Source organism: Priestia sp. D51, assembly GCF_053345675.1.
Genome location: NZ_JBLTIR010000005.1, coordinates 348,504 through 374,233, shown reverse-complemented (window position 1 = coordinate 374,233; position 25,730 = coordinate 348,504). Strand labels below are relative to the sequence as shown.

Annotated in this window: 25 protein-coding genes; 18 read left to right on the top strand and 7 right to left on the bottom strand. The window is 37.4% G+C overall.

Annotated elements, in window-relative coordinates; translation table 11 throughout:
* Positions 1-231 precede the first annotated feature (231 nt).
* From gyrA to dnaA, 6 genes are all read right to left on the bottom strand, one after another.
* The gene (gyrA, locus tag ACNHOZ_RS21545; protein ID WP_028411909.1) at positions 232-2,742 is read right to left on the bottom strand and encodes a DNA gyrase subunit A; all 2,511 of its coding nucleotides are present in this window, start codon (positions 2,740-2,742) and stop codon (positions 232-234) included.
* A gap of 126 nt (positions 2,743-2,868) precedes the next feature.
* Positions 2,869-4,785 (bottom strand): DNA topoisomerase (ATP-hydrolyzing) subunit B, encoded by a 1,917-nt coding sequence (gene gyrB, locus ACNHOZ_RS21540; RefSeq protein ID WP_028411910.1) that lies wholly within the window; start codon positions 4,783-4,785, stop codon positions 2,869-2,871.
* 240 nt (positions 4,786-5,025) lie between these two features.
* Positions 5,026-6,144: a DNA replication/repair protein RecF gene (gene recF, locus ACNHOZ_RS21535; RefSeq protein WP_013054823.1), complete on the bottom strand. Its 1,119-nt coding sequence runs from the start codon at positions 6,142-6,144 to the stop codon at positions 5,026-5,028.
* 14 nt (positions 6,145-6,158) lie between these two features.
* Entirely contained in the window at positions 6,159-6,374 is a 216-nt protein-coding gene (gene yaaA / locus ACNHOZ_RS21530) for a S4 domain-containing protein YaaA (protein ID WP_013054822.1), read from the bottom strand.
* A gap of 100 nt (positions 6,375-6,474) precedes the next feature.
* The gene (dnaN, locus tag ACNHOZ_RS21525) at positions 6,475-7,611 is read right to left on the bottom strand and encodes a DNA polymerase III subunit beta (RefSeq protein ID WP_013054821.1); all 1,137 of its coding nucleotides are present in this window, start codon (positions 7,609-7,611) and stop codon (positions 6,475-6,477) included.
* Positions 7,612-7,797: 186 nt separating this feature from the next.
* Positions 7,798-9,141, bottom strand: a complete 1,344-nt coding sequence (gene dnaA / locus ACNHOZ_RS21520) for a chromosomal replication initiator protein DnaA (protein ID WP_028411911.1) — start codon at positions 9,139-9,141, stop codon at positions 7,798-7,800.
* 754 nt (positions 9,142-9,895) lie between these two features.
* Between dnaA and rpmH the strand changes: the two genes are divergently transcribed.
* From rpmH to ACNHOZ_RS21470, 10 genes are all read left to right on the top strand, one after another.
* Positions 9,896-10,030, top strand: a complete 135-nt coding sequence (rpmH, locus tag ACNHOZ_RS21515) for a 50S ribosomal protein L34 (protein WP_013059930.1) — start codon at positions 9,896-9,898, stop codon at positions 10,028-10,030.
* Positions 10,031-10,140: 110 nt separating this feature from the next.
* Positions 10,141-10,494, top strand: coding sequence for a ribonuclease P protein component (rnpA, locus tag ACNHOZ_RS21510; protein WP_013059929.1), 354 nt, complete (start codon positions 10,141-10,143; stop codon positions 10,492-10,494).
* Positions 10,495-10,609: 115 nt separating this feature from the next.
* Positions 10,610-11,374, top strand: coding sequence for a YidC family membrane integrase SpoIIIJ (gene spoIIIJ / locus ACNHOZ_RS21505; protein WP_028411912.1), 765 nt, complete (start codon positions 10,610-10,612; stop codon positions 11,372-11,374).
* Entirely contained in the window at positions 11,371-12,000 is a 630-nt protein-coding gene (gene jag / locus ACNHOZ_RS21500; RefSeq protein ID WP_028411913.1) for an RNA-binding cell elongation regulator Jag/EloR, read from the top strand. The genes spoIIIJ and jag overlap by 4 nt, the downstream gene beginning before the upstream one ends.
* Positions 12,001-12,308: 308 nt before the next feature.
* Positions 12,309-13,697, top strand: a complete 1,389-nt coding sequence (gene mnmE / locus ACNHOZ_RS21495) for a tRNA uridine-5-carboxymethylaminomethyl(34) synthesis GTPase MnmE (RefSeq protein WP_028411914.1) — start codon at positions 12,309-12,311, stop codon at positions 13,695-13,697.
* Between the two features lie 22 nt (positions 13,698-13,719).
* Entirely contained in the window at positions 13,720-15,609 is a 1,890-nt protein-coding gene (gene mnmG / locus ACNHOZ_RS21490) for a tRNA uridine-5-carboxymethylaminomethyl(34) synthesis enzyme MnmG (protein WP_013059925.1), read from the top strand.
* Positions 15,610-15,639: 30 nt separating this feature from the next.
* Positions 15,640-16,356, top strand: a complete 717-nt coding sequence (gene rsmG, locus ACNHOZ_RS21485) for a 16S rRNA (guanine(527)-N(7))-methyltransferase RsmG (protein WP_013085565.1) — start codon at positions 15,640-15,642, stop codon at positions 16,354-16,356.
* A 135-nt stretch (positions 16,357-16,491) separates the two neighbouring features.
* Positions 16,492-17,367, top strand: a complete 876-nt coding sequence (gene noc / locus ACNHOZ_RS21480) for a nucleoid occlusion protein (protein ID WP_013059923.1) — start codon at positions 16,492-16,494, stop codon at positions 17,365-17,367.
* Between the two features lie 117 nt (positions 17,368-17,484).
* Positions 17,485-18,267: a ParA family protein gene (locus ACNHOZ_RS21475; RefSeq protein ID WP_013059922.1), complete on the top strand. Its 783-nt coding sequence runs from the start codon at positions 17,485-17,487 to the stop codon at positions 18,265-18,267.
* Positions 18,239-19,108, top strand: coding sequence for a ParB/RepB/Spo0J family partition protein (locus ACNHOZ_RS21470; protein ID WP_013059921.1), 870 nt, complete (start codon positions 18,239-18,241; stop codon positions 19,106-19,108). The genes ACNHOZ_RS21475 and ACNHOZ_RS21470 overlap by 29 nt, the downstream gene beginning before the upstream one ends.
* A 32-nt stretch (positions 19,109-19,140) precedes the next feature.
* Here the strand turns inward: ACNHOZ_RS21470 and yyaC are convergent, their stop codons facing one another.
* Complete coding sequence (yyaC, locus tag ACNHOZ_RS21465) at positions 19,141-19,761, bottom strand: spore protease YyaC (protein ID WP_028411915.1); 621 nt, start codon at positions 19,759-19,761, stop codon at positions 19,141-19,143.
* Between the two features lie 86 nt (positions 19,762-19,847).
* On the opposite strand from yyaC, the gene ACNHOZ_RS21460 reads away from it, so the two are divergent.
* The 8 genes from ACNHOZ_RS21460 to ACNHOZ_RS21425 all read left to right on the top strand — a co-directional run bounded on the left by ACNHOZ_RS21460 (position 19,848) and on the right by ACNHOZ_RS21425 (position 25,722).
* Entirely contained in the window at positions 19,848-20,861 is a 1,014-nt protein-coding gene (locus ACNHOZ_RS21460; protein WP_048021646.1) for a YkvI family membrane protein, read from the top strand.
* Between the two features lie 67 nt (positions 20,862-20,928).
* Positions 20,929-21,822 carry a mechanosensitive ion channel family protein gene (locus ACNHOZ_RS21455; RefSeq protein ID WP_048021648.1) on the top strand — a complete coding sequence of 298 codons (894 nt, stop codon included), beginning with the start codon at positions 20,929-20,931 and terminating at the stop codon, positions 21,820-21,822.
* A 14-nt stretch (positions 21,823-21,836) separates the two neighbouring features.
* The gene (locus ACNHOZ_RS21450) at positions 21,837-22,034 is read left to right on the top strand and encodes a DUF951 domain-containing protein (protein ID WP_013059917.1); all 198 of its coding nucleotides are present in this window, start codon (positions 21,837-21,839) and stop codon (positions 22,032-22,034) included.
* 170 nt (positions 22,035-22,204) lie between these two features.
* On the top strand, positions 22,205-23,305 hold the full coding sequence (gene ychF, locus ACNHOZ_RS21445) for a redox-regulated ATPase YchF (protein ID WP_048021650.1): 1,101 nt from the start codon (positions 22,205-22,207) through the stop codon (positions 23,303-23,305).
* Between the two features lie 189 nt (positions 23,306-23,494).
* Positions 23,495-23,782, top strand: coding sequence for a 30S ribosomal protein S6 (rpsF, locus tag ACNHOZ_RS21440; RefSeq protein WP_013059915.1), 288 nt, complete (start codon positions 23,495-23,497; stop codon positions 23,780-23,782).
* 47 nt (positions 23,783-23,829) lie between these two features.
* Positions 23,830-24,330: a single-stranded DNA-binding protein gene (gene ssb, locus ACNHOZ_RS21435; protein WP_013059914.1), complete on the top strand. Its 501-nt coding sequence runs from the start codon at positions 23,830-23,832 to the stop codon at positions 24,328-24,330.
* A gap of 66 nt (positions 24,331-24,396) precedes the next feature.
* Positions 24,397-24,636, top strand: a complete 240-nt coding sequence (rpsR, locus tag ACNHOZ_RS21430; protein WP_013059913.1) for a 30S ribosomal protein S18 — start codon at positions 24,397-24,399, stop codon at positions 24,634-24,636.
* Between the two features lie 138 nt (positions 24,637-24,774).
* A complete protein-coding gene (locus ACNHOZ_RS21425; protein ID WP_048021652.1) occupies positions 24,775-25,722 on the top strand; it encodes a YybS family protein in 948 nt (315 codons plus the stop codon).
* Positions 25,723-25,730: the final 8 nt, after the last annotated feature.

The following is a 25,730-nucleotide window of genomic DNA, read 5'->3' as shown; positions in this document are numbered from 1 at the left end:
TTAACGTTGACGTTTACTATTTCGTTCAGTTTTCAAAGAACTCTTGTCTTAAAGCGACTCCTATATAATAACACTTTATAAGAATCATTGTCAACACTTTTATATAACTTTTTTTAAAACTACTAAAAAACTTATATGTGTTTTGCTGACTTTTTATATATTACCAAAATAAAAAGCCTATGGCAAGTTTTTTTACATAAAAAAAAGCCCCTGCTTTTTCAGGGGCTTTTTTTATTCTTCCGTTTCTTCAGCTTCAATTATTATATCTGTCTCTTCATGTTCATCTAATTCATCTAATACTTCGTCTTCATCTTCTGAAGTTTGTACTTTTGCAACCGTTGAAACAAACTCTTCGTCTCCTAAACGGATGACTTTGACACCTTGTGTGTTACGGCCCATTTGTGAAATATCTGAAACAGAAACACGGATAAGAACGCCGCTTACTGTGATAAGCATAATATCTTCTTCTTGAGATACGCATTTCAGTGCGACAACATCACCATTTTTATCAGTGATATTACATGTTCTTAAACCTTTACCGCCTCTTGTTTGTACACGATATTCCTCAATCGGCGTACGTTTTCCGTAACCATTTTTCGTAATGATCAAGATATCTGATTGTTCTTCGAGAATCTCCATACCGATTACTTCATCTTCTGAATCGAGAGTAATCCCTTTAACTCCAGTAGCTGTACGTCCCATTGAACGAACATCATTTTCATTAAAACGAATTAACATACCCTTCTTCGTTCCAATAACCATATCGCGCTTACCATCTGTCAATTTAACAGAAATCAATTCATCTTCTTCTCTTAAATTCAAGGCGATAAGTCCGCTATTTCGAATGTTCTCAAAAGAAGATAAAGGTGTACGCTTAGAAATTCCTTGTTTTGTAGTAAAGAATAGATACCAATCGTCTACAAATTCATCGACGCGAATGATGGCATTTACCCATTCACCTTTGTCTACTTCTAATAAGTTAATAATAGGTATCCCTTTAGCTGTTCTTCCATACTCTGGAATTTCGTATCCTTTCGTACGGTAAACTTTTCCCTTATTTGTAAAGAAGAGAATCGTATCATGAGTAGACGTTGTTAGAAGATGTTCAACGAAATCATCTTCGTTTGTATTCATTCCTTGAATACCTCTTCCGCCTCTTCGCTGACTCTTATACGTAGAAACAGGCAAACGTTTAATATAGCCGTTGTGCGTTAAGCTAATAACAATATCTTGGCGAGGAATCAGATCCTCGTCTTCGATAATTTCAGCTCCTCCGCTTACGATTTCTGTTCGACGGCCGTCATTGAATCTTTCTTTTACTTCTATTAGTTCTTCTCTAATAATTTCTAATACTTTTTCTTCATCTGCTAAAATAGCTTTTAATTCAGCAATTAGCGCTAATAAAGATTGATATTCCGCTTCAATCTTCTCTCGCTCTAATCCTGTTAAACGCTGCAGGCGCATATCCAAAATAGCTTGCGCTTGTTTTTCAGATAACGAAAACTGCGTCATTAATCCTTCACGTGCAATATCTGTTGTTTGAGAACCTCTAATTAAAGCAATAACAGCATCTAAATTATCAAGAGCAATCTTTAAACCTTCTAAAATATGCGCACGTGCTTCGGCTTTTCGAAGTTCAAATTCAGTACGACGACGAATCACCACTACCTGATGGTCTAAATAGTACTGTAGACATTGCTTTAAGTTCAATACTTTTGGCTGTCCATCTACTAATGCAAGAGTATTAATACCAAAACTTGTTTGAAGAGATGTCTGCTTATATAAGTTATTTAATAAAACATTTGCATTTGCATCACGTCTTACTTCAATAACAATACGCATACCCGAACGGTCAGACTCATCTCGTAAGTCCGTAATTCCATCAATCTTCTTATCACGAGCTAGCTCGGCAATTTTTTCAATTAGCTTTGCTTTATTTACTTGGTATGGAAGTTCATGAACAATAATAGTTTGTTTACCATTGTTTTGTTCTTCAATTTCTACTTTTGCGCGAACAATAATAGAACCTTTCCCAGTTTCATAAGCTTTACGAATCCCGCTGCGGCCAAGAATTTGTCCTGCAGTTGGGAAATCCGGTCCTGGAATAATCTCCATTAACTCTGCAATTGTGATATCAGGGTCTTGACTTACAGCTAAAACGCCGTCAATGACTTCCCCTAACTGATGCGGAGGAATATTTGTCGCCATACCTACCGCAATTCCGGCTGAACCGTTTACAAGTAAATTTGGAAATCTAGCAGGTAATACAATTGGTTCACGTTCAGAACCGTCATAGTTATCTTGATAATCAATTGTATCTTTATTGATGTCACGTAACAGTTCCATCGAAACTTTTGACATTCTTGCTTCTGTATAACGCATAGCTGCTGCTGCATCTCCATCAACAGATCCAAAGTTTCCATGACCGTCAATTAGCATATAACGATAGCTAAAATCTTGTGCCATACGAACCATTGTTTCATATACAGCTGAGTCACCGTGTGGGTGATACTTACCAATTACTTCTCCTACGATACGAGCTGATTTTTTATATGGCTTATCCGATCCCATACCTAAATCATTCATTGCATATAAAATACGACGGTGCACGGGCTTAAGTCCGTCTCTTACATCTGGTAAAGCACGCGATACAATTACGCTCATTGCATAATCTAAAAAGGATGCGCGCATTTCTTGACTAATATTTACTTCTCTTATTTGAGAGTTTGGTTTATCTGACATCGATAAGAACCTCCTTCGCGAAGTTCAGTATAGTAATTCATATATATGTAAACGCAGGATAGAACCTATCTCTATCCTGACGTTTATATACCCTTTATAAAAAATATAAAGGGTATTACCGTTCATTTAAATATCGAGATTTTTTACGTACTGAGCATTTTCTTCAATGAAATTACGGCGCGGTTCTACTTTGTCGCCCATTAAAATTTCAAATGTCTCATCAGCTTCAATTGCATCTTGCAAGTTCACCTGAAGAAGGGTACGGAATTCTGGATCCATTGTTGTTTCCCATAATTGTTCAGGATTCATCTCTCCTAAACCTTTGTAACGCTGAAGGTTTGGTTTTGCGCCTTCAGGGAAAGATGCTAATACCTCTTCTAATTGACGATCGTTGTACGCGTACTCTACTTTTTTACCTTGTGAAACTTTGTAAAGCGGCGGCTGGGCAATGTACACATATCCGTGCTCAATAATCTGTCTCATATAGCGATAGAAGAACGTTAGAAGAAGCGTACGAATATGCGCACCATCTACGTCTGCATCTGTCATAATCACAATTTTATGGTAGCGGGCTTTCGAAATATCAAAATCGTCACCAATACCCGTTCCTAGAGCGGTAATGATTGTACGAATTTCGTTATTAGATAAAATTTTATCTAAACGCGCTTTCTCTACATTGATAATTTTACCGCGCAAAGGCAAAATAGCTTGGAAATGGCGGCTTCTTCCCTGCTTAGCTGAACCTCCGGCAGAGTCACCCTCTACTACATAGAGTTCGCTAATAGAAGGATCTTTTGATGAACAATCTGCTAATTTACCCGGTAAGTTTGAAATTTCAAGCGCGCTTTTACGTCTTGTAAGCTCACGAGCTTTTTTAGCTGCCATTCTTGCTCTTGCAGCCATTAAACCTTTTTCAATTACCTTTTTCGCCACAATAGGGTTCTCTAGCAAGTAAGTTTCTAAGTGTTCTGCAAACACAGAGTCAGTAATTGTTCTTGCTTCACTATTTCCCAGCTTTGTTTTTGTTTGTCCTTCAAACTGCGGATCTGGGTGCTTAATAGAGATAATAGCTGTAATTCCTTCACGAACATCTTCACCCGTTAAATTGGCGTCACTATCTTTAAATACGCTGTTTTTACGTGCATAGTCGTTAATTACACGCGTTAACGCTGTTTTAAATCCTGCTTCGTGCGTTCCACCTTCATATGTGTGAATGTTGTTTGCGAAAGAATATAAATTACTTGTGTAGCTATCGTTATATTGAATAGCAATTTCTACAGAAATGTTGTCTCGATTACCTTCAATATAGATCGGCTCTTCGTGAATCACTTCTTTCGAACGGTTTAAGTGTTCAACGTAAGACTTAATTCCGCCTTCGTAATGGTATTCACGTCTTTTATCTTCTTCACGTTTGTCTTCAATCGTAATTTTAATGCCGCGGTTTAAGAAAGCTAACTCACGCAGACGATTAGCTAACGTATCAAAATCGTATTCAAGCGTTTCTGTAAAAATTTCACCGTCTGGATGGAATTGAATAACAGTACCTGTTTTATCTGTTTCTCCAACTACTTTTAAGTCAGCAGCCGGTACACCTCGTTCATATTTTTGATAATGAACTTTACCGTCACGATGTACGTGTACTTCCAAAGAGGTAGAAAGTGCGTTAACAACTGAGGCACCTACACCGTGTAATCCACCAGATACTTTATAGCCGCCGCCGCCAAATTTACCTCCGGCATGAAGAACCGTTAAGATAACTTCAACAGCAGGTCTGCCCATTTTTTCTTGAATACCAACTGGAATTCCACGACCGTTATCTTTGACTGTAATACTATTATCCTTTTCGATAATAACATTAATTTCATCGCAATAGCCGGCCAGCGCTTCATCAATACTATTATCTACAATTTCCCATACAAGATGATGTAAACCCTTTGCGCTCGTCGATCCAATATACATCCCCGGACGTTTACGAACAGCTTCTAATCCTTCTAATACTTGTATCTGATCAGCTTCATATGCTTGTACTTCTTTTTGTTCCATCGTCAAATGTATCACCTACACTTTTTTTTAACAGCAAACTGCTGTATTTATCATTTTGTATTATGTTTTTCGAATATTATGTGGAAATAATACGGAGCCTTTAATGTATTTGCCATTTGTTTACTTATGCACAAAATTTTCATAATCGAGGGTACGAGTTGAAATATATAGACTTAAAACTATAATGATATCATATTTCAGTTAGATTGCCTTGTGAAAAGTTTTTAGACAGATCAATTGCTATTTGACCTTTTGAATTTGGCCAGCTTCTACATGATATGTAGCGGCTTTTTCTAAGGTCTCGTGATGAATTCCTTCAATGCTCGTTGTCGTTACAAACGTCTGAACTTTTCCTTGGATGGTATTGAGCAAGTGTGATTGACGAAAATCATCTAATTCAGACAATACGTCATCTAAAAGCAAAATTGGATATTCACCTACTTCTTGATGAATTAACTCAATTTCAGCAAGCTTTAACGATAAAGCAGTCGTCCGTTGTTGCCCTTGTGAACCAAATGTTTGAACGTCTTTTTCATTAACGTAGAAAAGAAGATCATCACGGTGTGGTCCTGCTAAGGTGACACCTCTATCAATTTCTCTACTTTTTATTTTATCAAACTTTTGATGATATGCTTCTAACATTTTCGACAAATCTGCATCTTCTGATACATCAATTGAATTCTTATACTCAATTTTTAATGTTTCTAAGTCTCGACTGATCCCTTTATGAATAGGCTCTGCCCACTGTTGGAGTAACTGTAAAAACTCAAAACGTTTTTTTAAGATTTTCGCTGCCATTTCACTTAACTGTAACGTAAGTACGTCTAAAAGTGAAAGATCCGTTTGTTTTTTTGTCTGCAGCTGCTTCAAATATTGATTTCTTTGCTGCAAAATCTTTTGATACCTGCTTAGATCATGCATGTAAACAGGCGAAACTTGACCAATTTCCATATCGATAAATTTGCGCCTTACTTGCGGACTCCCTTTAACTAGGTTCAAATCCTCCGGAGCAAACATGACAGTGTTAATTGACCCTATATATTGACTGAGTTTTTTCTGCTCAATGTGATTATATTTTGCTTTTTTCCCTTTTGTTGAGATGACTAAATCCAGTGTAACGGGCCCTCTATGCTTTTCTACAATGCCCGATAGCTTTGCATACTCACAGTCCCATTTAATTAATTCTTTATCGTTGGACGTACGATGAGATTTAGCCATAGATAATACGAAGATCGATTCCATCACATTTGTTTTACCCTGTGCGTTTTCACCCAAAATGACGTTTACTTTATTTTCAAAGGGAATCGTTGTCTTCGTATAGTTTCGGTAATTTGTTAAAGTAATTTCTTTAATATACAAACGTTTCACCAACTTTAAGTAATAACAACAAATGATCCTGCAGCCGGTATATCTACTTCGTCATTTGCATATAATTTACGTCCGCGGCGCTCTTCTAGCTCCCCGTTCACATATACTTCGTGCTCACTTAAAAACCATTTTACCATTCCACCTGTTTGAATGACGTCTGCTAGTTTTAAAAACTGGCCAAGCGTAATGTATTCAGTTGAAATTTTAACCTCTGTTTTCATGCGACTCTCTCACTTTCTAATGATGTATCTCTATTTTACTAAATAATTCTTCTTGAGAAAAGAAAGCTACTAGTACGGCATGCTAGTAGCTTTCTGAGATTTAATATGTTCGCACTGGTAAAATCAGCTGCAGCATTGAATCATCCTCTAATGTTCGAATGACAAATGGACGCATCGCACCAGTGAAGTTAATTTTGATATCTGTTCCTTCGAGCGCTTTTAATGCGTCTAACATATATTTTGCGCTAAAAGAAATTTTTAATTCTTCTCCTGAGATAGACTGACTTTGTACCTCTTCAATGACTTTTCCGATTTCAGGAGAGTTAGAAGAAATTTCAACAATTCCTTCATCTAGCGTAGATAGTTTTACTACGTTGTTTCTTCCTTCACGAGCTAATAAAGAAGCACGGTCAATCGATTGTAAAAATTCTTTTACGTTCAATATAACATCCGTTTTACTATCGGCTGGGATCAATCTTGAAGTGTCAGGATAATTTCCGTCCAGTAATCTTGAGAAAAATAGTAAGTGTTTTGTTTTGAATAATACTTGATTTTCCGTGATAACGATGTCTACTAATTCATGAGAATCATCAAGGATCTTACTGAATTCACTTAAACTTTTACCTGGAATAACCACATTATACGTTGCTTCATTTCCAGTTTCAATGGTCGCTTTTCGCAAAGCTAGACGATGACTGTCAGTGGCAATACACGTTAATTCTTTGCCGTCGACTTTCCAGTTTACACCTGTCAAGATAGGTCGTGTTTCTGAGGTGGACACTGCAAAGACAGTTTGTCGAATCATGTTTTTTAATAAGTCTGTCGGTAATCTAAACATGTTGTTTTCTTCGATCTGTGGCAAATGAGGATACTCTTCTGCATCTAAACCATTTAAGTTAAATTCAGCTTTTCCTGAACGAATGATTGTTAAAAAGTGACTTTGGACGTCCAATTCTACGATGTCTTTAGGAAGCTTTTTGACGATTTCACTAAAGAAACGAGCTGGGAGAACAACGCTTCCTGGTTTTTGGATATCAACAATCTCTTTTCCTTCTTCCTCGTTTGGAATAAACGATTCAATAGAGATATCAGAATCACTTCCGGTTAAAGTAACACCTTCTTCAGTCGCTACAATTTTAATCCCTGTTAAAATTGGAATTGTTGTTCTAGAAGATACAGCTTTCATAACGTCTTGAACGCTTTGAACTAGGTAGTCTTTCTGTATGATAAATTTCATAATAATTAATCCTCCTTAAAAGTAGGTTTAAAAGCTTATTATTTATTATATTTTAAGATAGTAGTAGTAATAGGGGCTGTGGAAATGTGGATAACCCCTAAAAACGTGAGAACACAGCCTATCCACATGTGGACAGACTGTGTACAATCCTAACTCACTTATACACAAAATACAAGTAAAAAAAGCCTATATTTTTAGTGATTCACTTATTTCTTTAATTTGTTTTTGTAGGTCAGTATCTGTTTGAACAAGTTTTGAGATTTTTTCATGAGCATGGATGACCGTAGTATGGTCTCGCCCGCCAAACTCTTCTCCAATTTTAGGAAGCGAAAAATCCGTTAGTTCGCGAGAAAGGTACATGGCAATTTGTCGAGGAAACGCTACTGACTTTGTACGTTTCTTCGCTTTGAAATCATCTAATTTTATATTAAATTCTTGTCCAACAATCTGTTGAATATCTTGAATCGTAATAACCCTAGGTTTTGAACTAGGAATGATATCTTTTAATGCTTCTGCTGCTAAATCAGCGTTTATATCTTTATTAATTAGTGAAGAATAAGCTACTACGCGAATAAGTGCTCCTTCTAATTCTCTGATATTTGAATCAATCTGATTGGCGATATAAAGCATAACTTCATTTGGAATAACTAAGCCGTCCGCTTTTGCTTTTTTACGCAAAATAGCAATTCGTGTTTCCAAATCTGGTGGTGTGATGTCTGTAATAAGGCCCCATTCAAAGCGAGAACGAAGTCGATCTTCAAGTGTAGGAATTTCTTTCGGCGGTCGATCACTTGAGATGACAATCTGTTTGCTTTCTTCATGAAGCGTATTAAACGTATGGAAAAATTCTTCTTGTGTCTGCTCTTTACCCGCTAAGAATTGAATATCATCAATCAGTAAAACATCTACATTGCGGTATTTGTTGCGGAATTCTACTGCTTTATTGTCACGAATAGAGTTAATAAACTCATTTGTGAATTTTTCAGATGATAAGTACACGACTTTAGCAGCAGGATTATGATCTAACACATAGTGGCCTATTGCGTGCATTAAGTGTGTTTTACCTAATCCTACTCCCCCGTAAATAAAAAGCGGATTATACGCTTTAGCCGGCGCCTCTGCTACTGCTAAAGAAGCTGCATGGGCAAAACGATTCCCAGATCCGATAACAAATGTATCAAAGGTATACTTCGAATTTAGCATACTTTGAGGGAATTCTGCTCCTTCGTCTTTATTGACTTTCTTTTTAGGAGTTTGAATATCGAATTCTTCCTCGGCCTGGTTAGGAGGAATAATAAATTTCACATCTAACTCTTCCCCCGTAAGGTCGTAAAGTGTTTCAGCAATTAAATTAGAATACCTAGATTCTAACCAGTCCCGTGCAAAATCATTAGGCGCAGTAATAATGAGTGTGTCTCCTTGCAAAGCATGAGCTTTTGTCGATTTGAGCCAGGTTTCAAAACTAGGTTTGCTTAATTTTTTTTCAATTTGATCTAAAGCTCTGTTCCATAAATCATGAATGTTTTCCAACGAGTAACCCCTCCTTTTTCTAGTTTTCATGCGCTTTGTACAACCCTTGTACAACCTGTACAAAACCTTATGCATAAAAAATTTATATTTATACAATTGCTATTATGTGGGTAAATATATATTATAGAAGAAAGCCGACTATTCGACAGATTCCACATGGTGTGGATAACTTTATACAGTGATAGTGGAAATGATGTCCACAAGTTGTCCACAGTTTGTGGATAAAAACCAACTGTGGAAAAGTAATTAAGAGTGAAAACAAAAATATAATATCAAAGAATTCGGCATGATGCAATGAATTTTCGAAACTTATCCACAATCACTACACCTTGTGGAGAAAAGTTTTCCACAACACAAGATAGTGTGCATGAGTTGTCAATAAGAAATGGAAAAGTAGAAAAATGTCGAAAAAACTTATCCACAAAGGTTTAAGAGAAGAATTTGAATAAAAAAGAGGCTTTTTATAACATTTATTGTTGTAGTTTTGTTCAGTAACGATGCGATCGCAGCTGGTAGAGAAAGAAAAAGAGATGAAAAGGAAAAATTTTTTCTTTAATAAATCAATGAATTTTATTGATTAGGTATAGACAATTGGGTTATAAAGATATTAGAATGAAGAAGATTGAGTAAAACAGATAATGAAACCAAGAGATTGAAAATTTTATTTTTTAAATAACATTGACATCTTCTTAGTCTTTTCATTATAATTGCAAGGACTGTCTTTTTCAGTTATTCCTCGAGGAGGTGTTTATAGATGAAAAGAACTTACCAACCAAACAAACGTAAGCACAGTAAAGTACACGGTTTCCGCGCTCGTATGAGCTCAGCGAATGGACGTAAAGTTTTAGCTCGTCGTCGTCGTAAAGGAAGAAAAGTATTATCAGCATAATAGACCACTGACGCCAGTGGTCTTTTTTCGCTTTCTAAGGCTAAAATCACCTCTGTTCCTGTAGGGACTACATAAAAGCATGACCTGAAAAAGGGCAGGAGTTGTTAAAAATGAAAAAAAGATATCGTATAAAAAAGAATGATGAATTTCAAACCGTTTTTAAAAAGGGCAAGTCCGTAGCGAATCGCCAATTTGTCTTGTATGTTCTAGACAAACCGGATCAAGAACATTTCCGCGTAGGATTCTCCGTGGGCAAAAAGATTGGAAATGCCGTGACTCGTAATCGAGTTAAGCGCCTTGCTAAACAAATTATGTTTGAATTCACACCGTATTTAAAGCAAGACAAAGATTATATTGTAATTGCAAGGCAGCCTGCTGCAACAATGAGCTATGAAGAAATTAAAAGCAGTTTGCAGCATGTCTTTAAGCGTGGCAAATTACTTACACATAGACAAAACGATTAATAAACAATAGAAGAAAAGCCTTTAATAGCTGTTGTTTTTCTACCGCATCCTTATATAATGGATTTTGACGCACTTTCAGAATTGAAAGGTGAACATGTAGAAGGAGGAAAAACAGGTGAAGAAGAAGTTGTTTTTAGGGATAACGCTTATCTTTCTATTAACTGTTTTAGCGGGTTGTACGGAAATGAACCAACCTATTACAGATGATAGTAAAGGTTTTTGGAATGAGTATGTTGTGTATCCGCTGTCATTAGTCATTACGTATCTGGCGGAGGTATTTAAAAGCTATGGAGTTGCGATCATCGTTGTCACGATCCTGATTCGCTTACTTATTCTACCGCTTATGATCAAACAGATGAGAAACACGAAAGCAATGCAGATGCTTCAGCCCGAAATGCAGAAGTTAAAGGAGAAGTACAGTTCAAAAGATGCCCAGACGCAGCAGCAATTGCAGAAAGAAACGATGGCATTATTCCAAACTTACGGAGTAAATCCTTTAGCTGGGTGCTTCCCAATTCTAATTCAAATGCCCATTCTTATTGGGATTTTCCACGCGATTACACGAACTTCGGAAATCGCAAACAACAGCTTTTTATGGTTTGATTTAGGTGCGCGTGATCCGCTATTTATCTTACCAATTGTCGCAGGAATCACAACGTTTATTCAGCAAAAGATGATGATGGCCGGAAATGCAAATCAAAATCCTCAAATGGCTATGATGCTTTGGATTATGCCGATCATGATTGTGGTTTTTGCAATCAATTTTCCAGCCGCCTTATCTCTTTATTGGGTAGTGGGAAATCTATTTATGATTATTCAAACCTACTTCATTAAAGGGCCAGACTTAAAACAAGCGAATATTGAAGGGGTTAAAAAATGAACGAAATCACAATTACGGCCCAGACGATTGAAGCTGCTGTTCAAGAAGCATTAAATGCTTTAGAAGTAGAGCGAAATCAAACAAATGTAGAAATAATTGAACCAGGTAAAAAAGGATTTTTAGGAATCTTTAAGGGAAAACCCGCAGTTGTAAAAGTTACAAAAATAGTTGACCCTGTAGAGGAAGCGGTTCATTTTATTACAAATGTTAGCCGTGAAATGGGGATTTCGATTCATACGAACGTCAAAAAAACCTCCAGAAACTGCATAATTGAGATTAGTAGCGATTCAGCGGGAATGTTGATTGGAAAACATGGACAAACCCTCAATGCGCTCCAGCTTCTCACACAATTGGTAGCTAATCGATACAGTCAGCAATTTTTAAATGTTGTCTTAAATCCAGAAGGCTACCGAGAAAAACGAAAAGAAATGGTCGAAAAACTGGCATTAAAAATAGCTAATCAGGCGATTAAAACGAATCGATCTGTTCAACTAGAACCAATGCCTTCCCATGAAAGAAAAATGATTCACCAAGCGTTAGCTAAAAATTCTTTAGTTGAGACACAATCCGTTGGCAAAGAACCCAAAAGAAGTATTTTGGTTCAGCCAGTTGCCAAAAAGCACTAGCAAAATAAGCTAGTGCTTTTTTATATGCTTATTTTTATCGATCCAGCGTTCAAAAAAATCAAGATGCATACGTTGTTATTCACATGTGGATAAGTTAAAATAGTACATACTGCCTGTTTTTCTTGCTGTGCATAACAGAAGAACGTTAGAGATGTTCCAAATCGGTGAATTGTGGTATTCTATTTATTTGGTTCATACAAATCACGGGCCTTAAAATAGATGTTTTTGTTCGTAGAAAATTGTTAACGATGATAGTATATAACATCGTTTAAAATAAAAGGTTTATAAAATGAAATGAGGTGAAGTTGGTGCTAGATTTTGATACAATTGCGGCCATTTCTACACCAATGGGAGAAGGAGCTATTGCCATCGTCCGCCTGAGTGGTGAAGAAGCAATTACGATTGCAGATCGTATCTTTAAAAGCGTTTCGAATAAACGATTAACAGACGTAGCTTCTCATACCATTCACTACGGTCATATCGTAGATCCCAAGACGGAGCAAGTCGTTGAAGAAGTGATGCTTTCCATTATGAAAGGTCCCAAGACATTTACTAGAGAAGACATTATTGAAATTAACTGTCACGGAGGAATTGTATCCGTTAATCGTGTGCTGCAGTTAGTTATTGCAAATGGTGCCCGTTTAGCCGAGCCAGGTGAGTTTACAAAACGAGCATTTTTAAATGGTCGAGTAGACTTATCACAAGCAGAAGCTGTAATGGATTTAATTCGTGCCAAAACGGATAAAGCGATGAATATGGCAATTGGCCAAATGGAAGGGCGTTTGTCCAAGCTAGTACGTCATTTACGCCAGGAAATTCTCGAAACACTTGCCCATGTAGAGGTGAACATTGACTATCCAGAATACGACGATGTAGAGGAAATGACTCACCAAGTGTTGATCGAAAAAGCTTCAAATGTACGCCAAGAAATTGATAAGCTTCTTCAAACCTCTCATCAAGGGAAAATTTTAAGAGAAGGATTAGCTACGGTTATTATTGGACGTCCTAATGTAGGGAAATCTTCTCTTCTAAATAGTTTAGTGCAAGATGCAAAGGCTATTGTCACAGACATTCCTGGAACGACGCGAGATGTGATCGAAGAGTACGTTAATGTGCGAGGAGTTCCTCTACGATTAGTTGATACAGCTGGAATTCGTGAAACAGAAGATATTGTAGAACGAATTGGTGTGGAACGCTCCCGTCAGTATTTGAAAGAAGCGGATTTAATTTTGCTTGTGTTGAATTTCAATGAAGAATTAACGGACGAAGATAAAAAGCTATTTGAAGCTGTAGAAGGCATGGACGTTATTGTCATTGTGAATAAAACAGATCTTGAGCAAAAAATTAATCTAGAGGAAGTGCAGCAATTTGCTGGTGATCATCCAGTAGTGACGACTTCGCTTCTTCAAGAACAAGGAGTGGATCAGCTTGAAGAAGCAATCGCAGCTCTTTTCTTTGAAGGAACAATTGAATCTCAAGATTTAACATATTTATCTAATACGAGACATATTGCGCTTTTAACGCAAGCAAGAGGAGCTATCGATGAGGCCATCACAGGTATTGAAAGTGGTGTTCCAATCGATATTGTCCAAATTGATTTAACAAGAACGTGGGAACTATTAGGTGAAATTATTGGTGATGCTGTTCACGAAAGCTTAATTGATCAGTTGTTCTCTCAATTCTGTTTAGGAAAATAGATTATTAAAGGAGGCTACTATTATGCAATATGAAGGTGGACAATATGATGTTATTGTCATTGGAGCAGGTCATGCAGGATGTGAAGCGGCGCTTGCTTCTGCGCGTATGGGTGCTAAAACGTTAACATTGACCATCAACTTAGACATGGTGGCGTTTATGCCCTGCAATCCTTCTGTAGGTGGTCCTGCAAAAGGTATTGTCGTACGTGAAATTGATGCTCTTGGCGGAGAAATGGGTAGAAATATCGATAAAACTCATATTCAAATGAGAATGTTAAACACAGGAAAAGGTCCGGCTGTTCGAGCACTTAGAGCTCAAGCAGATAAATTTGCTTATCAGCATGAAATGAAAAAAACGTTAGAAAATGAAGAAAACCTAACCCTTATGCAAGGCATGGTAGAACAGTTAATCGTAGAAGACGGTGTATGTACAGGTGTTGTCACTCAAACGGGAGCTGTGTATAAAGCTAAAACAGTTGTTATTACGACAGGAACATTCTTACGCGGGGAAATTATTTTAGGTGAACTAAAATACTCAAGCGGTCCTAACAATCAACAACCGGCTATTAAGCTTTCTGAACACTTAGAGGAGTTAGGACTGGACATGGTCCGTTTTAAAACAGGAACTCCACCTCGTGTTAATAGCTCAACTATCGATTACAGCAAAACGGAGATTCAGCCTGGGGATGATGTGCCTCGTGCTTTCTCATATGAAACAACACAGTACATTACAGATCAATTGCCTTGCTGGTTAACATATACAAGTGAACAAACGCATCAAATTATTGATGACAACCTCCACTTATCCCCTATGTATTCTGGGATGATCAAAGGTACTGGACCACGCTACTGTCCATCTATTGAAGATAAGGTTGTGCGCTTTAATGATAAACCGCGTCACCAAATTTTCTTAGAGCCAGAAGGACGAAATACGCAAGAAGTATATGTTCAAGGACTATCAACAAGCCTTCCTGAGCACGTACAGCGTCAAATGCTTGCAACAATTCCTGGCCTTGAAAAAGTCCAAATGATGCGTGCGGGCTATGCTATTGAATATGATGCAATTGTTCCGACTCAGTTATGGCCAACGCTGGAAACGAAGAAAATTAAAAATCTTTATACGGCTGGACAAATTAACGGAACGTCTGGTTATGAAGAAGCTGCAGGCCAAGGTCTTCTTGCCGGAATTAACGCGGGAAGAAGAGCGCTGGAACAAGAAGAAGTCATCTTAGGACGTTCTGATGCTTACATCGGTGTATTGGTGGATGATTTAGTAACAAAAGGAACAAATGAACCGTATCGTCTGCTAACATCGCGTGCAGAATATCGTTTATTGCTTCGTCACGACAACGCTGATTTACGCCTCACTGAAATTGGTCGTGAACTAGGATTAATCAGCGATGAGCGCTATGCTAAATTTGAACAAAAGAAAGCGGAAATCGAGCAAGAGAAGAAACGTCTTTTCTCTTTTATTATTAAGCCGAATGAAGCTGTTCAACAACTGATTAAAGAAGCTGGCGGCAGCGAATTAAAAGATGGCATTCGTGCGACAGATTTACTTCGCCGCCCTGAAATGACGTATACTCATATTCATCAATTGGCACCAGCGGATGAGACGGTAGATCCTGAAGTAGCTGAACAAGTAGAAATTCAGGTGAAATACGAAGGATATATTCAGAAATCACTTCAACAAGTTGAACGCTTGAAGAAGTTAGAAAACAAAAAGATTCCTGATTATATCGATTATGATGCAATTAACGGTTTAGCTACAGAAGCCCGTCAAAAATTAAACCAAGTGCGTCCACTAACGGTAGCGCAAGCTTCACGTATTTCTGGAGTCAACCCAGCTGATATTTCAATCTTGCTTGTTTATATTGAACAAGGGCGCATCGCTAAAGTATCAAATGATTAAAACTCTTAGGCGCGAAGAAAGGGAAACTCAATGAATATTCAACAGTTTCAACAGCTATTAGAAGAAAAGGGAATTTCTCTTTCTTCTAAACAGCTGAATCAATTTGAAAAGTATTATCAAGTTTTAGTGGAATGGAACGAAAAAATGAATTTAACTGCTATCACTGATCACGGTGAAGTGTATGAAAAGCATTTTTACGATTCTATTTCAGCTGCTTTTTTTCAAGACTTTACAGAAATTGAATCCATGTGTGATGTAGGGGCAGGAGCAGGATTTCCAAGTATTCCGATCAAAATTTGTTTCCCGCATTTGCATGTAACCATTGTTGATTCGTTACAAAAGCGTATTACGTTTTTGACGCATCTTGTAAATGAGCTTGAACTAGACAATGTCACACTATGTCATGATCGAGCTGAAACATTTGGTAAAAAAGAAACGATTCGCGAGTCATTCGATCTTGTAACAGCAAGAGCCGTGGCACGTATCTCCGTTCTTAATGAATTTTGCTTACCGCTTGTTAAAGAACAAGGACGCTTTTTAGCAATGAAAGGTGCTTCTGCCCCTGAGGAATTAAAAAATGGGGAAAAATCATTTCAAGTATTAGGTGGAAAAGTGAAGTCGATTGAACATTTCCAATTGCCTTTGGAGCAAAGTGAACGTTACATTATTTTAATAGATAAAATAAAGAAAACGCCTAAAAAATATCCTAGAAAACCTGGTACCCCAGTTAAGCTTCCATTAGAGTAGGCGGTAAATAGATAGAGAAGAAAATGTTTCATATGAAACATTTTCTTCTCTATATTTTCTGTTTAGAAAGCAGGATATGATTAAAAAACATCGAATTAGTTTAAGGCGGGATTTTCCTGAAGGTGGTGTGGGACTATGAAATCTGCTTTTTCACGTTTTTTTAATTTAAAAGAAAAAGATGAGGATATTCATGTAGAGATTGAAACTGTCCAAGATGAAAATGTCGAAAAAGTTTTAAGAGATGAAGTAAAACAAATTAGGGTTTCAAGTATTATTCCGAATCGTTATCAGCCGCGTACTGTGTTTAATGAAGCAAAAATTGAAGAGCTAGCTCTTACTATTCATACACACGGTATTATTCAACCTATTGTGGTTCGACCGACTGAGGGCGAAGAATACGAATTAATTGCTGGAGAACGCCGGTGGAGAGCTGTACAAAGCTTAGGATGGGATACGGTTCCTGCAATTGTGAAACATTTTAACGATACAGAAACGGCCTCTGTGGCTTTAATAGAAAACTTACAACGTGAAGAGCTAACGGCTGTCGAAGAAGCACTAGCCTACGCAAAGTTAATTGAGTTACATAATCTTACCCAAGAGGCATTAGCTCAACGTTTAGGAAAAGGCCAATCCACAATTGCAAACAAGCTTCGTTTGTTAAAGCTTCCTGTTGAAATACAAGAAGCAATCAAACAAAAATTGATTACAGAGCGACATGCGAGAGCGCTCATTCCCCTCAAAAATCAAGAAAAACAACTTCAAGTATTAGCTGAGATTATTGAAAAACAATTAAATGTAAAACAAACGGAAGATCGAGTAGTTAAATTGTTAGAAACGCAGGTTAAAAAGCCAAAAGCAAAAAGAAAAGCGTTTAGTAAAGATACGCGTATCGCAATGAATACAATCCGTCAATCGTTGACAATGGTTAGTGACAGCGGTATTTCATTAAACACAGAAGAAGAAGAGTTTGATGAATATTTTCAGTTTACTATTAAGATTCCGAAAAAATAAAGAAATAGCCCTCATCTTTTTTTGATGAGGCTTTTTTATCAAAGTTTTTCGTCAGAAAATTCAATGAACAATAAAACTGTCTGGACAAATGGGATGGAAATGAAAGTAGGTGACAACATGGGGAAAATTGTGGCAGTTGCGAATCAAAAAGGCGGGGTTGGAAAAACAACAACCGCTGTTAATTTAGGCGCTTGTTTAGCTGAACAAGGAAAAAAGGTTCTACTTGTAGACGGAGATCCACAGGGTAACGCTACGAGTGGAGTTGGCATAGATAAAGCAGATGTAGATGAATGTATTTACAATGTAGTAGTGGAAGATATGGAAGCCAAAAACGTTGTGCGTTCAACAGCCGTCGAAAATTTATCAATCATTCCCGCGACCATTCAATTAGCTGGTGCAGAAATTGAATTAGTGTCGACTATTTCACGTGAAGTTCGACTTAAGAGAGCTTTAGAAACGGTGAAAGATCACTTTGATTATGTTATTATTGATTGTCCCCCTTCTCTTGGTTTACTGACATTAAATGCGTTAACTGCAGCTGATTCTGTTTTAATACCTGTACAGTGTGAATATTATGCGCTTGAAGGATTAAGTCAATTGCTAAATACCGTTAGATTAGTCCAAAAACATTTGAATAATCAACTGCGTATCGAAGGTGTATTGCTTACTATGCTTGACGCACGCACAAATTTGGGACTCCAGGTAACAGCAGAAGTGAAGAAGTACTTTCAGGATCGGGTTTATCAAACGATTATTCCTCGAAATGTTCGTTTGAGCGAAGCACCTAGTCATGGTGAACCAATTATCTTATATGATGCAAGATCTAGAGGGGCCGCAGTTTATACGGAACTTGCAAAGGAAGTGATTTATAATGGCGAAAGGATTAGGGAAAGGAATTAATGCCTTATTTTCAGGCTTAGATGCACAGGCTGATGATTCAATTCAGGAAGTTGCTATTCACGAACTTAGACCCAACCCCTATCAACCACGTAAAACGTTTAATAAAGAAGCAATTAATGAGTTAAAGCAATCCATTTTACATCATGGCATCTTACAGCCTATTGTAGCTCGCAAAAGCATTAAAGGCTATGAAATCTTAGCGGGTGAAAGACGATTTAGAGCTGCTAAAGAAGCTGACCTTGCTACTGTTCCTGTCATTATAAAAGACTTTTCAGAAAAGCAAATGATGGAACTAGCTTTGTTGGAGAATTTACAGCGTGAAGATTTGACGCCAATTGAAGAAGCAACGGCTTATCAATTGCTTATGGATAAGCTCGATATGACACAGGAGCAACTTGCTACACGACTAGGAAAAAGCCGACCTCATATTGCTAACTATGTTCGCCTCTTGCAACTGCCTGAGGAAATTCAAACCCTCATTTCTACTAATGAATTGTCTATGGGACACGGGCGTACGCTAGTCGGTTTAAAAAATAAAGCTCTTCTACCTAAAGTAGTTGAAAAAATACGCAAGGAACAATTAAATGTCAGACAGCTAGAGGCTTATATTGCTCACTTAAATAAAGCCGTTCCACGTGAAACATCAAAAACCAAAAAAGATAAAGATTTATTCATAAAACAAAGTGAAACACAGCTCCGTGAGCGCTTTGGTACCTCCGTTCATATTACACAAAGCAAGAAAAAAGGAAAAATTGAAATCGAATTTTTCTCTAAAGAAGATTTAAACCGTCTTCTTGAATTATTTAATGATCTTTCTCAGACCAATAAATCTTCTGTATAAAAAAGGTTGTCCTAGTTTTAGGACAACCTTTTTTATTGTTTATAGTGTCTTACAGTTTGGTAAACCGGAGAAGCATTAAACTCTTTCTCTCGTTCGTTGTGTACAGTCTCAATGCTTTTCGCAATTAAATCGGCAATGCACATAACAAGATGAAGCCTCGTATTTTGCAAGACGAAAAACTCCATAAATCCGCTCACGTTGACAACCCCTGTTATATGAATATCCCCGACTGGCGGCAATTCTTTATTAACCCCTGCTCCTGGTTTAACGGGTCCTATTCCAAGTGATGCAGAGCCTACGCTTTTCATACGACCTAAACAAGCATCAATTCCAATAATAAAAGGATTCGGGAAAAGCTTTTGAATATGTTTTAACGTTTCTTTCAAATTAACAGCATGAACAGGCTCTTCTAACGTTCCAAAAATATGAAAAGATGAAACCTTTTTTTCATTCAGTTTCGTTCCGACTAATGGACCCAATGAGTCCCCAGTTGAACGGTCCGTTCCAATACATACAAAAACAATTGGTCTGTCTTTCTGTGCTGGAAGTAAAGATAGTAACTGTGTACTCAGCTTCTTTATAGCAGATTCTTCATCATGAAATACGCGGGTTGAATGTTGTGTCTTCTCAAAGAAGGGAGATTTTAAATTCATAGGGTCCACTCCTTATACATAATAGTAACAGTATACGAAGATTTTGAAGATTCTATACATATATTTCATAGATTGGGGGAAAATCGATGTGGAGAGCAGGATGTAAATGGATATTCTTAATTATGGGAACCATGATAGGCGCTGGATATGCTTCAGGGAGAGAGCTATGGCAGTTTTTTGGCGAAGAAAGCGGACTTGCTATTTTTCTATTTTCTATTATTTTTGCGATTTCTTGCAATGTGATTATGCAAATCAGCTATCGCTATCGAACCAATCAATTTTACCCAGTACTAATTGAATTAATAGGAAAGAAATGGGCTGCAGCCTACGACGTTTTAATCGTTTTTTATTTGTTTACGACGACGGTGATTATGATCGCAGGCGGCGGGGCGACATTGGAAGTGTGGCATGTTCCTTACTGGTGGGGAATTGGTGCTCTTAGTGCGTTGATTGTCTTTGTTTTTTCAAGAGGATTAAGTGGACTGCTTTCTATCAATTCTTTCGTTATGCCAATCTTAATGATTGGACTAGCTGGCGTACTTCTTACATTTGTTTTACGTCATCCTGGAGTAACTAATTGGCATCTTCAGCATAATTGGCCTGCTGCTTTTACCTTTACGGCTTTGAATATTCTTCCTCTCGTCGCGGTATTATCTACAATTGGAAAGGAAATTAAAAGCAAAAAAGAGATTTATATTGCAAGTGTTGGCAGTGGTTTTTTATTAGGAGGTCTCTCCTTTATTTATAATGAATCACTTATTCAAGTTTCAGGGCTTCTTTCCTCTTATGAAATTCCATTATTCGCTATTCTTAAAGATTTTCCTTATATGATGACGTTTTTAATGAGCATTGTTTTGCTTATCGCAATTTATACGACAGCCGTTTCGGGAATTTTAGGATTGACCGCGCGTTTTCATACTGAAAAGGTGCAATCTCTTTGGAAACTGGCAGCCTGCTGGCTACTTTTAATGATTCCCTTTACAAAGGTAGGGTTTTCTACTTTGATTGCCGTTTTGTATCCAATGTATGGAATCGTCAATTTATTTCTAGTAACAGCCGTTCTGTTGTATCCATTTCGAAATCGCTACAAAAGTTCGTAGAAACTTGCTACAATAGGTTAAAACTTTCTCATATGCAGATTATGTTACGTTAGGAGCTACATGTAGTATGAATTCGTTGAAGTCGGTTTTTAAGAACGTGTTTGAGCCATTTTTTCAAGAAGAAACGTGGGCACATATTGGAGAGGGATTTATAAAAATTCTGTTGATTCTACTTATTTCCATGTTTTTAATTCGAATTGGAAAGAAAGCGTTAAATAAATTCGTAGAGGTTCGCACAAATAGCCCTCTGCGTATTTCTGAGCGACGAGAAGCTACGATGGTCCGTTTGCTTCAAAATATTTTTTCTTATGCCATTTATTTCGTTGCGGGAGTTATGATTTTAGAAACGTTATCGGTAGATGTCCGTGGATTGCTAGCGGGGGCTGGAATCGTAGGGCTCGCGGTAGGGTTTGGTGCTCAAAACTTAGTGAAAGACATCATCACGGGGTTTTTTATTATCTTTGAAGATCAGTTCTCCGTTGGCGATTATGTTCGAGTAGGAACATTTGAGGGGAATGTGGAAGAAATTGGGTTGCGCACAACGAAGATTAAGAGTTGGACAGGCGAAATTAATATTTTACCCAATGGCAGTATTGTAGAGGTCACTAATTTTTCGTTACATAACAGCGTAGCTTTCGTTGATGTAAGCATTTCTTATGAAGAAAACATACAAAAAGCAGAACAAGTGATTTTAGACCTGTTAGAAGAATTGCCAAGTCGCTATGAAGATATGGTGAAAACGCCTGAACTGCTGGGGGTTCAAAATATCCATGCAACTGAAGTCACAATGAGAATTACAAGCGAAGTAAAACCAATGAGACATTTCCATATTTCTCGTATGATTCGTAAAGAAGTGCGTACAAGGCTAAATGAACATGGAATTGAAGTTCCATTTCCACGTATGGTTATGTATAATCGTACAGAAGAAGCACGGCATTCGTCGACGTTGAAAGGGACATAAGGAGGAGAGAGCTGATGACGGAAAAAGAATTTGGTTTAAATGACGTTGTGGAAATGAAAAAACCTCATCCTTGCGGTACAAATGAATGGAAAATCATTCGAATGGGAATGGATATCCGTATTAAATGTGAAGGCTGCGGCCATAGCGTAATGATTCCAAGACGTGATTTTGCACGTAAAATGAAAAAAATTCTTGTAAAGCATGAGGAATAACCTCATGCATTTTCTATGTTTATGCCTTATACTGTAAGGTGGGACAAAATGAGGCACCTTAACCCCATGCGGTTAAAGGTTCTTTATCAAACTTGTATTTCAAAAGTTGACTCACTATAATTGTGACAGGTTAACTTGTTTCGGATATATAAAGAGGAGTGAATAAATATATGGCTTTAACAGCTGGAATTGTTGGTCTTCCTAACGTTGGAAAATCAACATTATTTAATGCAATTACACAAGCGGGCGCAGAATCTGCGAACTACCCTTTCTGTACGATTGATCCTAACGTAGGTATCGTAGAAGTACCTGATCATCGTCTTCAAAAACTTACAGAGCTTGTAAAACCTAAAAAAACAATCCCAACAGCATTTGAATTCACAGATATCGCTGGAATCGTAAAAGGTGCTAGTAAAGGTGAAGGATTGGGAAATAAATTCTTATCTCATATTCGAGAAGTAGATGCGATTTGTCACGTTGTGCGTTGTTTTGAAGATGAAAACATCACGCACGTTTCAGGAAAAGTAGATCCTATCTCAGATATTGAAACAATTAATTTAGAGTTGATTTTAGCAGATTTAGAAACGGTAGAGAAACGTATTGGCCGTGTTCAAAAAATGGCTAAACAAAAAGACAAAGAAGCAATGTATGAATACGAAATTCTAGAGAAACTAAAGAATGCATTTGAAAGTGATCAGCCAGCTCGTGCTGTATCATTTACAGAAGAACAAATGAAATTAGTAAAACAATTTCACTTGCTAACGATTAAGCCTATTCTTTATGTAGCAAACGTTGCTGAAGATGAAGTAGCCGATGCATCTGCTAACGAATATGTAGCAAAAGTGCGTGAGTATGCGGCAAGCGAAGGTGCAGAAGTAATTGTTGTTTGCGCACGCATTGAATCTGAAATTGCTGAACTTGAAGGAGAAGAAAAAGCAATGTTCCTTGAAGAACTAGGCATTGAACAGTCAGGTCTAGATCAGCTTGTACGTGCAGCGTACGATTTACTTGGATTAGCTACGTACTTTACAGCTGGTGAGCAAGAAGTACGCGCGTGGACGTTTACACAAGGTATGAAAGCTCCTGGGTGTGCAGGTATTATTCATACAGATTTTGAACGTGGATTTATTCGTGCAGAAACGGTGTCATACGAGGATTTATTAGCTGCCAAAACAATGGGAGCAGCTCGTGAAGCTGGAAAAGTACGTTTAGAAGGAAAAGAATACATCGTAAAAGACGGAGACGTTATGCATTTCCGCTTTAACGTATAAGATTAAAAGCCGAAAGAAGATATCTTCTTTCGGCTTTTATCGTTGGCGAAAATATTAGCGTATATTTACGAAACAGCCCGCAATGCATATTGCTTTGCCTAGGGTAGTGTGCTATAATTTTAATTCGTGAGTAATATTTTATTGCTCCTTGCCCGTTTCGGGCCGTTAGACCAAAAGGAGGTGACAGTGATGAGAAAGTATGAAGTAATGTACATCATCCGTCCAAGCATTGATGACGAAGCAAAGAAAGCATTAGTTGAGCGCTTCAACGGCGTATTAACTGATAATGGTGCTGAAATCGCAAATGTTAAAGAATGGGGTAAACGTCGTTTAGCATACGAAATCAATGATTTCCGTGACGGTTACTACATGATTCTTGACGTGGCGGCTACTTCAGAAGCAGTTTCTGAATTTGATCGTCTTGCGAAAATCAACGAAGACATTATCCGTCATATCGTTGTTAAACAAGAAGCATAATTAAACGTTTAAATAAATGGGTTTTATTTCCTTAAGGAGTGGTTCTGATGATGAATCGCGTAATTCTCGTAGGACGCTTAACCAAAGATCCTGAATTACGTTATACCCCGAGTGGAGCAGCGGTTGCAACATTCACTTTAGCGGTAAACCGCACATTTACAAATCAGCAAGGTGAACGTGAAGCTGACTTCATCAACTGTGTTGTATGGCGTCGTCAGGCTGAAAATGCAGCCAATTTCCTTAAAAAAGGAAGTTTAGCTGGTGTTGATGGTCGACTACAATCTCGCAGTTACGAAGGACAAGACGGTCGTCGTGTATACGTAACGGAAGTTGTAGCGGAAAGTGTGCAATTTTTAGAGCCGAAAAGTGGCGGTGGGGATACGCAACGCAGTAACTTTGCTAACACTGGAGGATCTGGACAAGGCTCTCCATTTGGAGATAATCAGAACCGTAACTCAGGTAATCAAGGTTATACTCGCGTTGATGATGATCCATTTGCAAATAATGGCGAGACAATTGACATTTCTGATGACGATTTACCGTTTTAATTCGCAGTAGATTATCCGGAGTATAAAATTTTATAGAAACTTTTAAGCGGAAGGAGGCGTATCAAAATGGCAGGTGGACGTAAAGGTGGACGCAACAGACGTCGTAAAGTTTGTTTCTTCACAGCAAACGGCATCACTCACATCGATTACAAAGATGTAGATATGCTTAAAAAATTCGTTTCAGAGCGTGGTAAAATTTTACCTCGTCGTGTAACTGGAACAAGCGCTAAATACCAACGTAAATTAACGATCGCTATCAAACGCGCTCGTCAAATGGCATTATTACCATATGTTTCTGGTGAATAATGAACGGTATAAAAAGAGGCAGTAAGGATTCCCTTACTGCCTCTTTTTACATTACATAGGTGCTCTTTTGTCAAATAGTTGCTTCTTATGAACTGAATCGATAAAATAAATAATAGTCTATATCAACGAGGTGAAGTTGTGAAAGGAATTCGATATATTACAGAAGGAGCAGCTCTTTTAGCGCTGTTTGTAGCGCTGATGTTAGCGTCCCTCTATGTACCTCTTTTGGGAGTGGTTTTGGCTTTCGTATTAGGTGTACCCTTTATCGTTTTTACTATGAGACATGGATTCGGAAAATCTGTCCTCTTTTTTATCGTAGCCGTCTTACTGACTGTTTTGTTTGGAACGTTAAAAGCATTGCCTATTACCTTTATATTTGGAATAGGGGGAACAATGATAGGTGTACTTTATGCTAAAAAGCAGTCAAGGTATATTACTTTATTAGGAGGTACCATTGCCTTCGCATTTGGATTTTTATTATGGTTTGTGTTAACTATTTCGTTATTACATATAAATCTTTCGGCTGATCAATGGGCCACTACAGTGAATGAGTCTATAGATCGAAGTATAAAGTTATCGGAAAGCTTAGGTCGGAGTGTAAGTCAGCAGCAAATTGAAAGAACAAAAGACTCTATTTCCATGTTAAAATATATAATCCCAACATTTTTGGTAGTCGTAGGTGCAGTATTTTCACTAATTACTCAGGCTATAGCTGCACCTATATTAAAGCGTTTAGGTCATGAAGTGGAAAAATTTCCTCCTATTCGTACATTAAAATTACCTAAAAGTATTCTTTGGTATTATTTAATTGCATTAATACTGACTTTTCCTATGTTTAATTTTGAACAAGGATCTTTTATGTATATTGTAATTTTAAATATGCTTGCACTGTTGCAAATGCTAGTCGTGTTACAAGGGATCTCTTTTATTTTCTATTTCTCACATCAAAAAGGGTATGCCAAAGCAATTCCAATTGTTGTAACAATTTTAGCATTAATTATTCCAATTATCCTTCAAATTGTGCGCATCTTAGGTATAATTGATTTAGGATTTAATTTAAGAAAACAATTAGACACAAAAAAGTAGATATTGTG

Coding starts and splice junctions, on each gene's coding strand:
- rsmG (WP_013085565.1), top strand. CDS start 15,640: ATGAATATTCAACAGTTTCAACAGCTATTAGAAGAAAAGGGAATTTCT.
- gyrB (WP_028411910.1), bottom strand. CDS start 4,785: ATGGAACAAAAAGAAGTACAAGCATATGAAGCTGATCAGATACAAGTA.
- yaaA (WP_013054822.1), bottom strand. CDS start 6,374: ATGAAAACAGAGGTTAAAATTTCAACTGAATACATTACGCTTGGCCAG.
- gyrA (WP_028411909.1), bottom strand. CDS start 2,742: ATGTCAGATAAACCAAACTCTCAAATAAGAGAAGTAAATATTAGTCAA.
- rpmH (WP_013059930.1), top strand. CDS start 9,896: ATGAAAAGAACTTACCAACCAAACAAACGTAAGCACAGTAAAGTACAC.
- ssb (WP_013059914.1), top strand. CDS start 23,830: ATGATGAATCGCGTAATTCTCGTAGGACGCTTAACCAAAGATCCTGAA.
- jag (WP_028411913.1), top strand. CDS start 11,371: ATGAACGAAATCACAATTACGGCCCAGACGATTGAAGCTGCTGTTCAA.
- rpsF (WP_013059915.1), top strand. CDS start 23,495: ATGAGAAAGTATGAAGTAATGTACATCATCCGTCCAAGCATTGATGAC.
- rpsR (WP_013059913.1), top strand. CDS start 24,397: ATGGCAGGTGGACGTAAAGGTGGACGCAACAGACGTCGTAAAGTTTGT.
- ACNHOZ_RS21455 (WP_048021648.1), top strand. CDS start 20,929: ATGAATTCGTTGAAGTCGGTTTTTAAGAACGTGTTTGAGCCATTTTTT.
- mnmG (WP_013059925.1), top strand. CDS start 13,720: ATGCAATATGAAGGTGGACAATATGATGTTATTGTCATTGGAGCAGGT.
- ACNHOZ_RS21475 (WP_013059922.1), top strand. CDS start 17,485: ATGGGGAAAATTGTGGCAGTTGCGAATCAAAAAGGCGGGGTTGGAAAA.
- yyaC (WP_028411915.1), bottom strand. CDS start 19,761: ATGAATTTAAAATCTCCCTTCTTTGAGAAGACACAACATTCAACCCGC.
- noc (WP_013059923.1), top strand. CDS start 16,492: ATGAAATCTGCTTTTTCACGTTTTTTTAATTTAAAAGAAAAAGATGAG.
- rnpA (WP_013059929.1), top strand. CDS start 10,141: ATGAAAAAAAGATATCGTATAAAAAAGAATGATGAATTTCAAACCGTT.
- dnaN (WP_013054821.1), bottom strand. CDS start 7,611: ATGAAATTTATCATACAGAAAGACTACCTAGTTCAAAGCGTTCAAGAC.
- ACNHOZ_RS21460 (WP_048021646.1), top strand. CDS start 19,848: ATGTGGAGAGCAGGATGTAAATGGATATTCTTAATTATGGGAACCATG.
- ACNHOZ_RS21470 (WP_013059921.1), top strand. CDS start 18,239: ATGGCGAAAGGATTAGGGAAAGGAATTAATGCCTTATTTTCAGGCTTA.
- ychF (WP_048021650.1), top strand. CDS start 22,205: ATGGCTTTAACAGCTGGAATTGTTGGTCTTCCTAACGTTGGAAAATCA.
- ACNHOZ_RS21450 (WP_013059917.1), top strand. CDS start 21,837: ATGACGGAAAAAGAATTTGGTTTAAATGACGTTGTGGAAATGAAAAAA.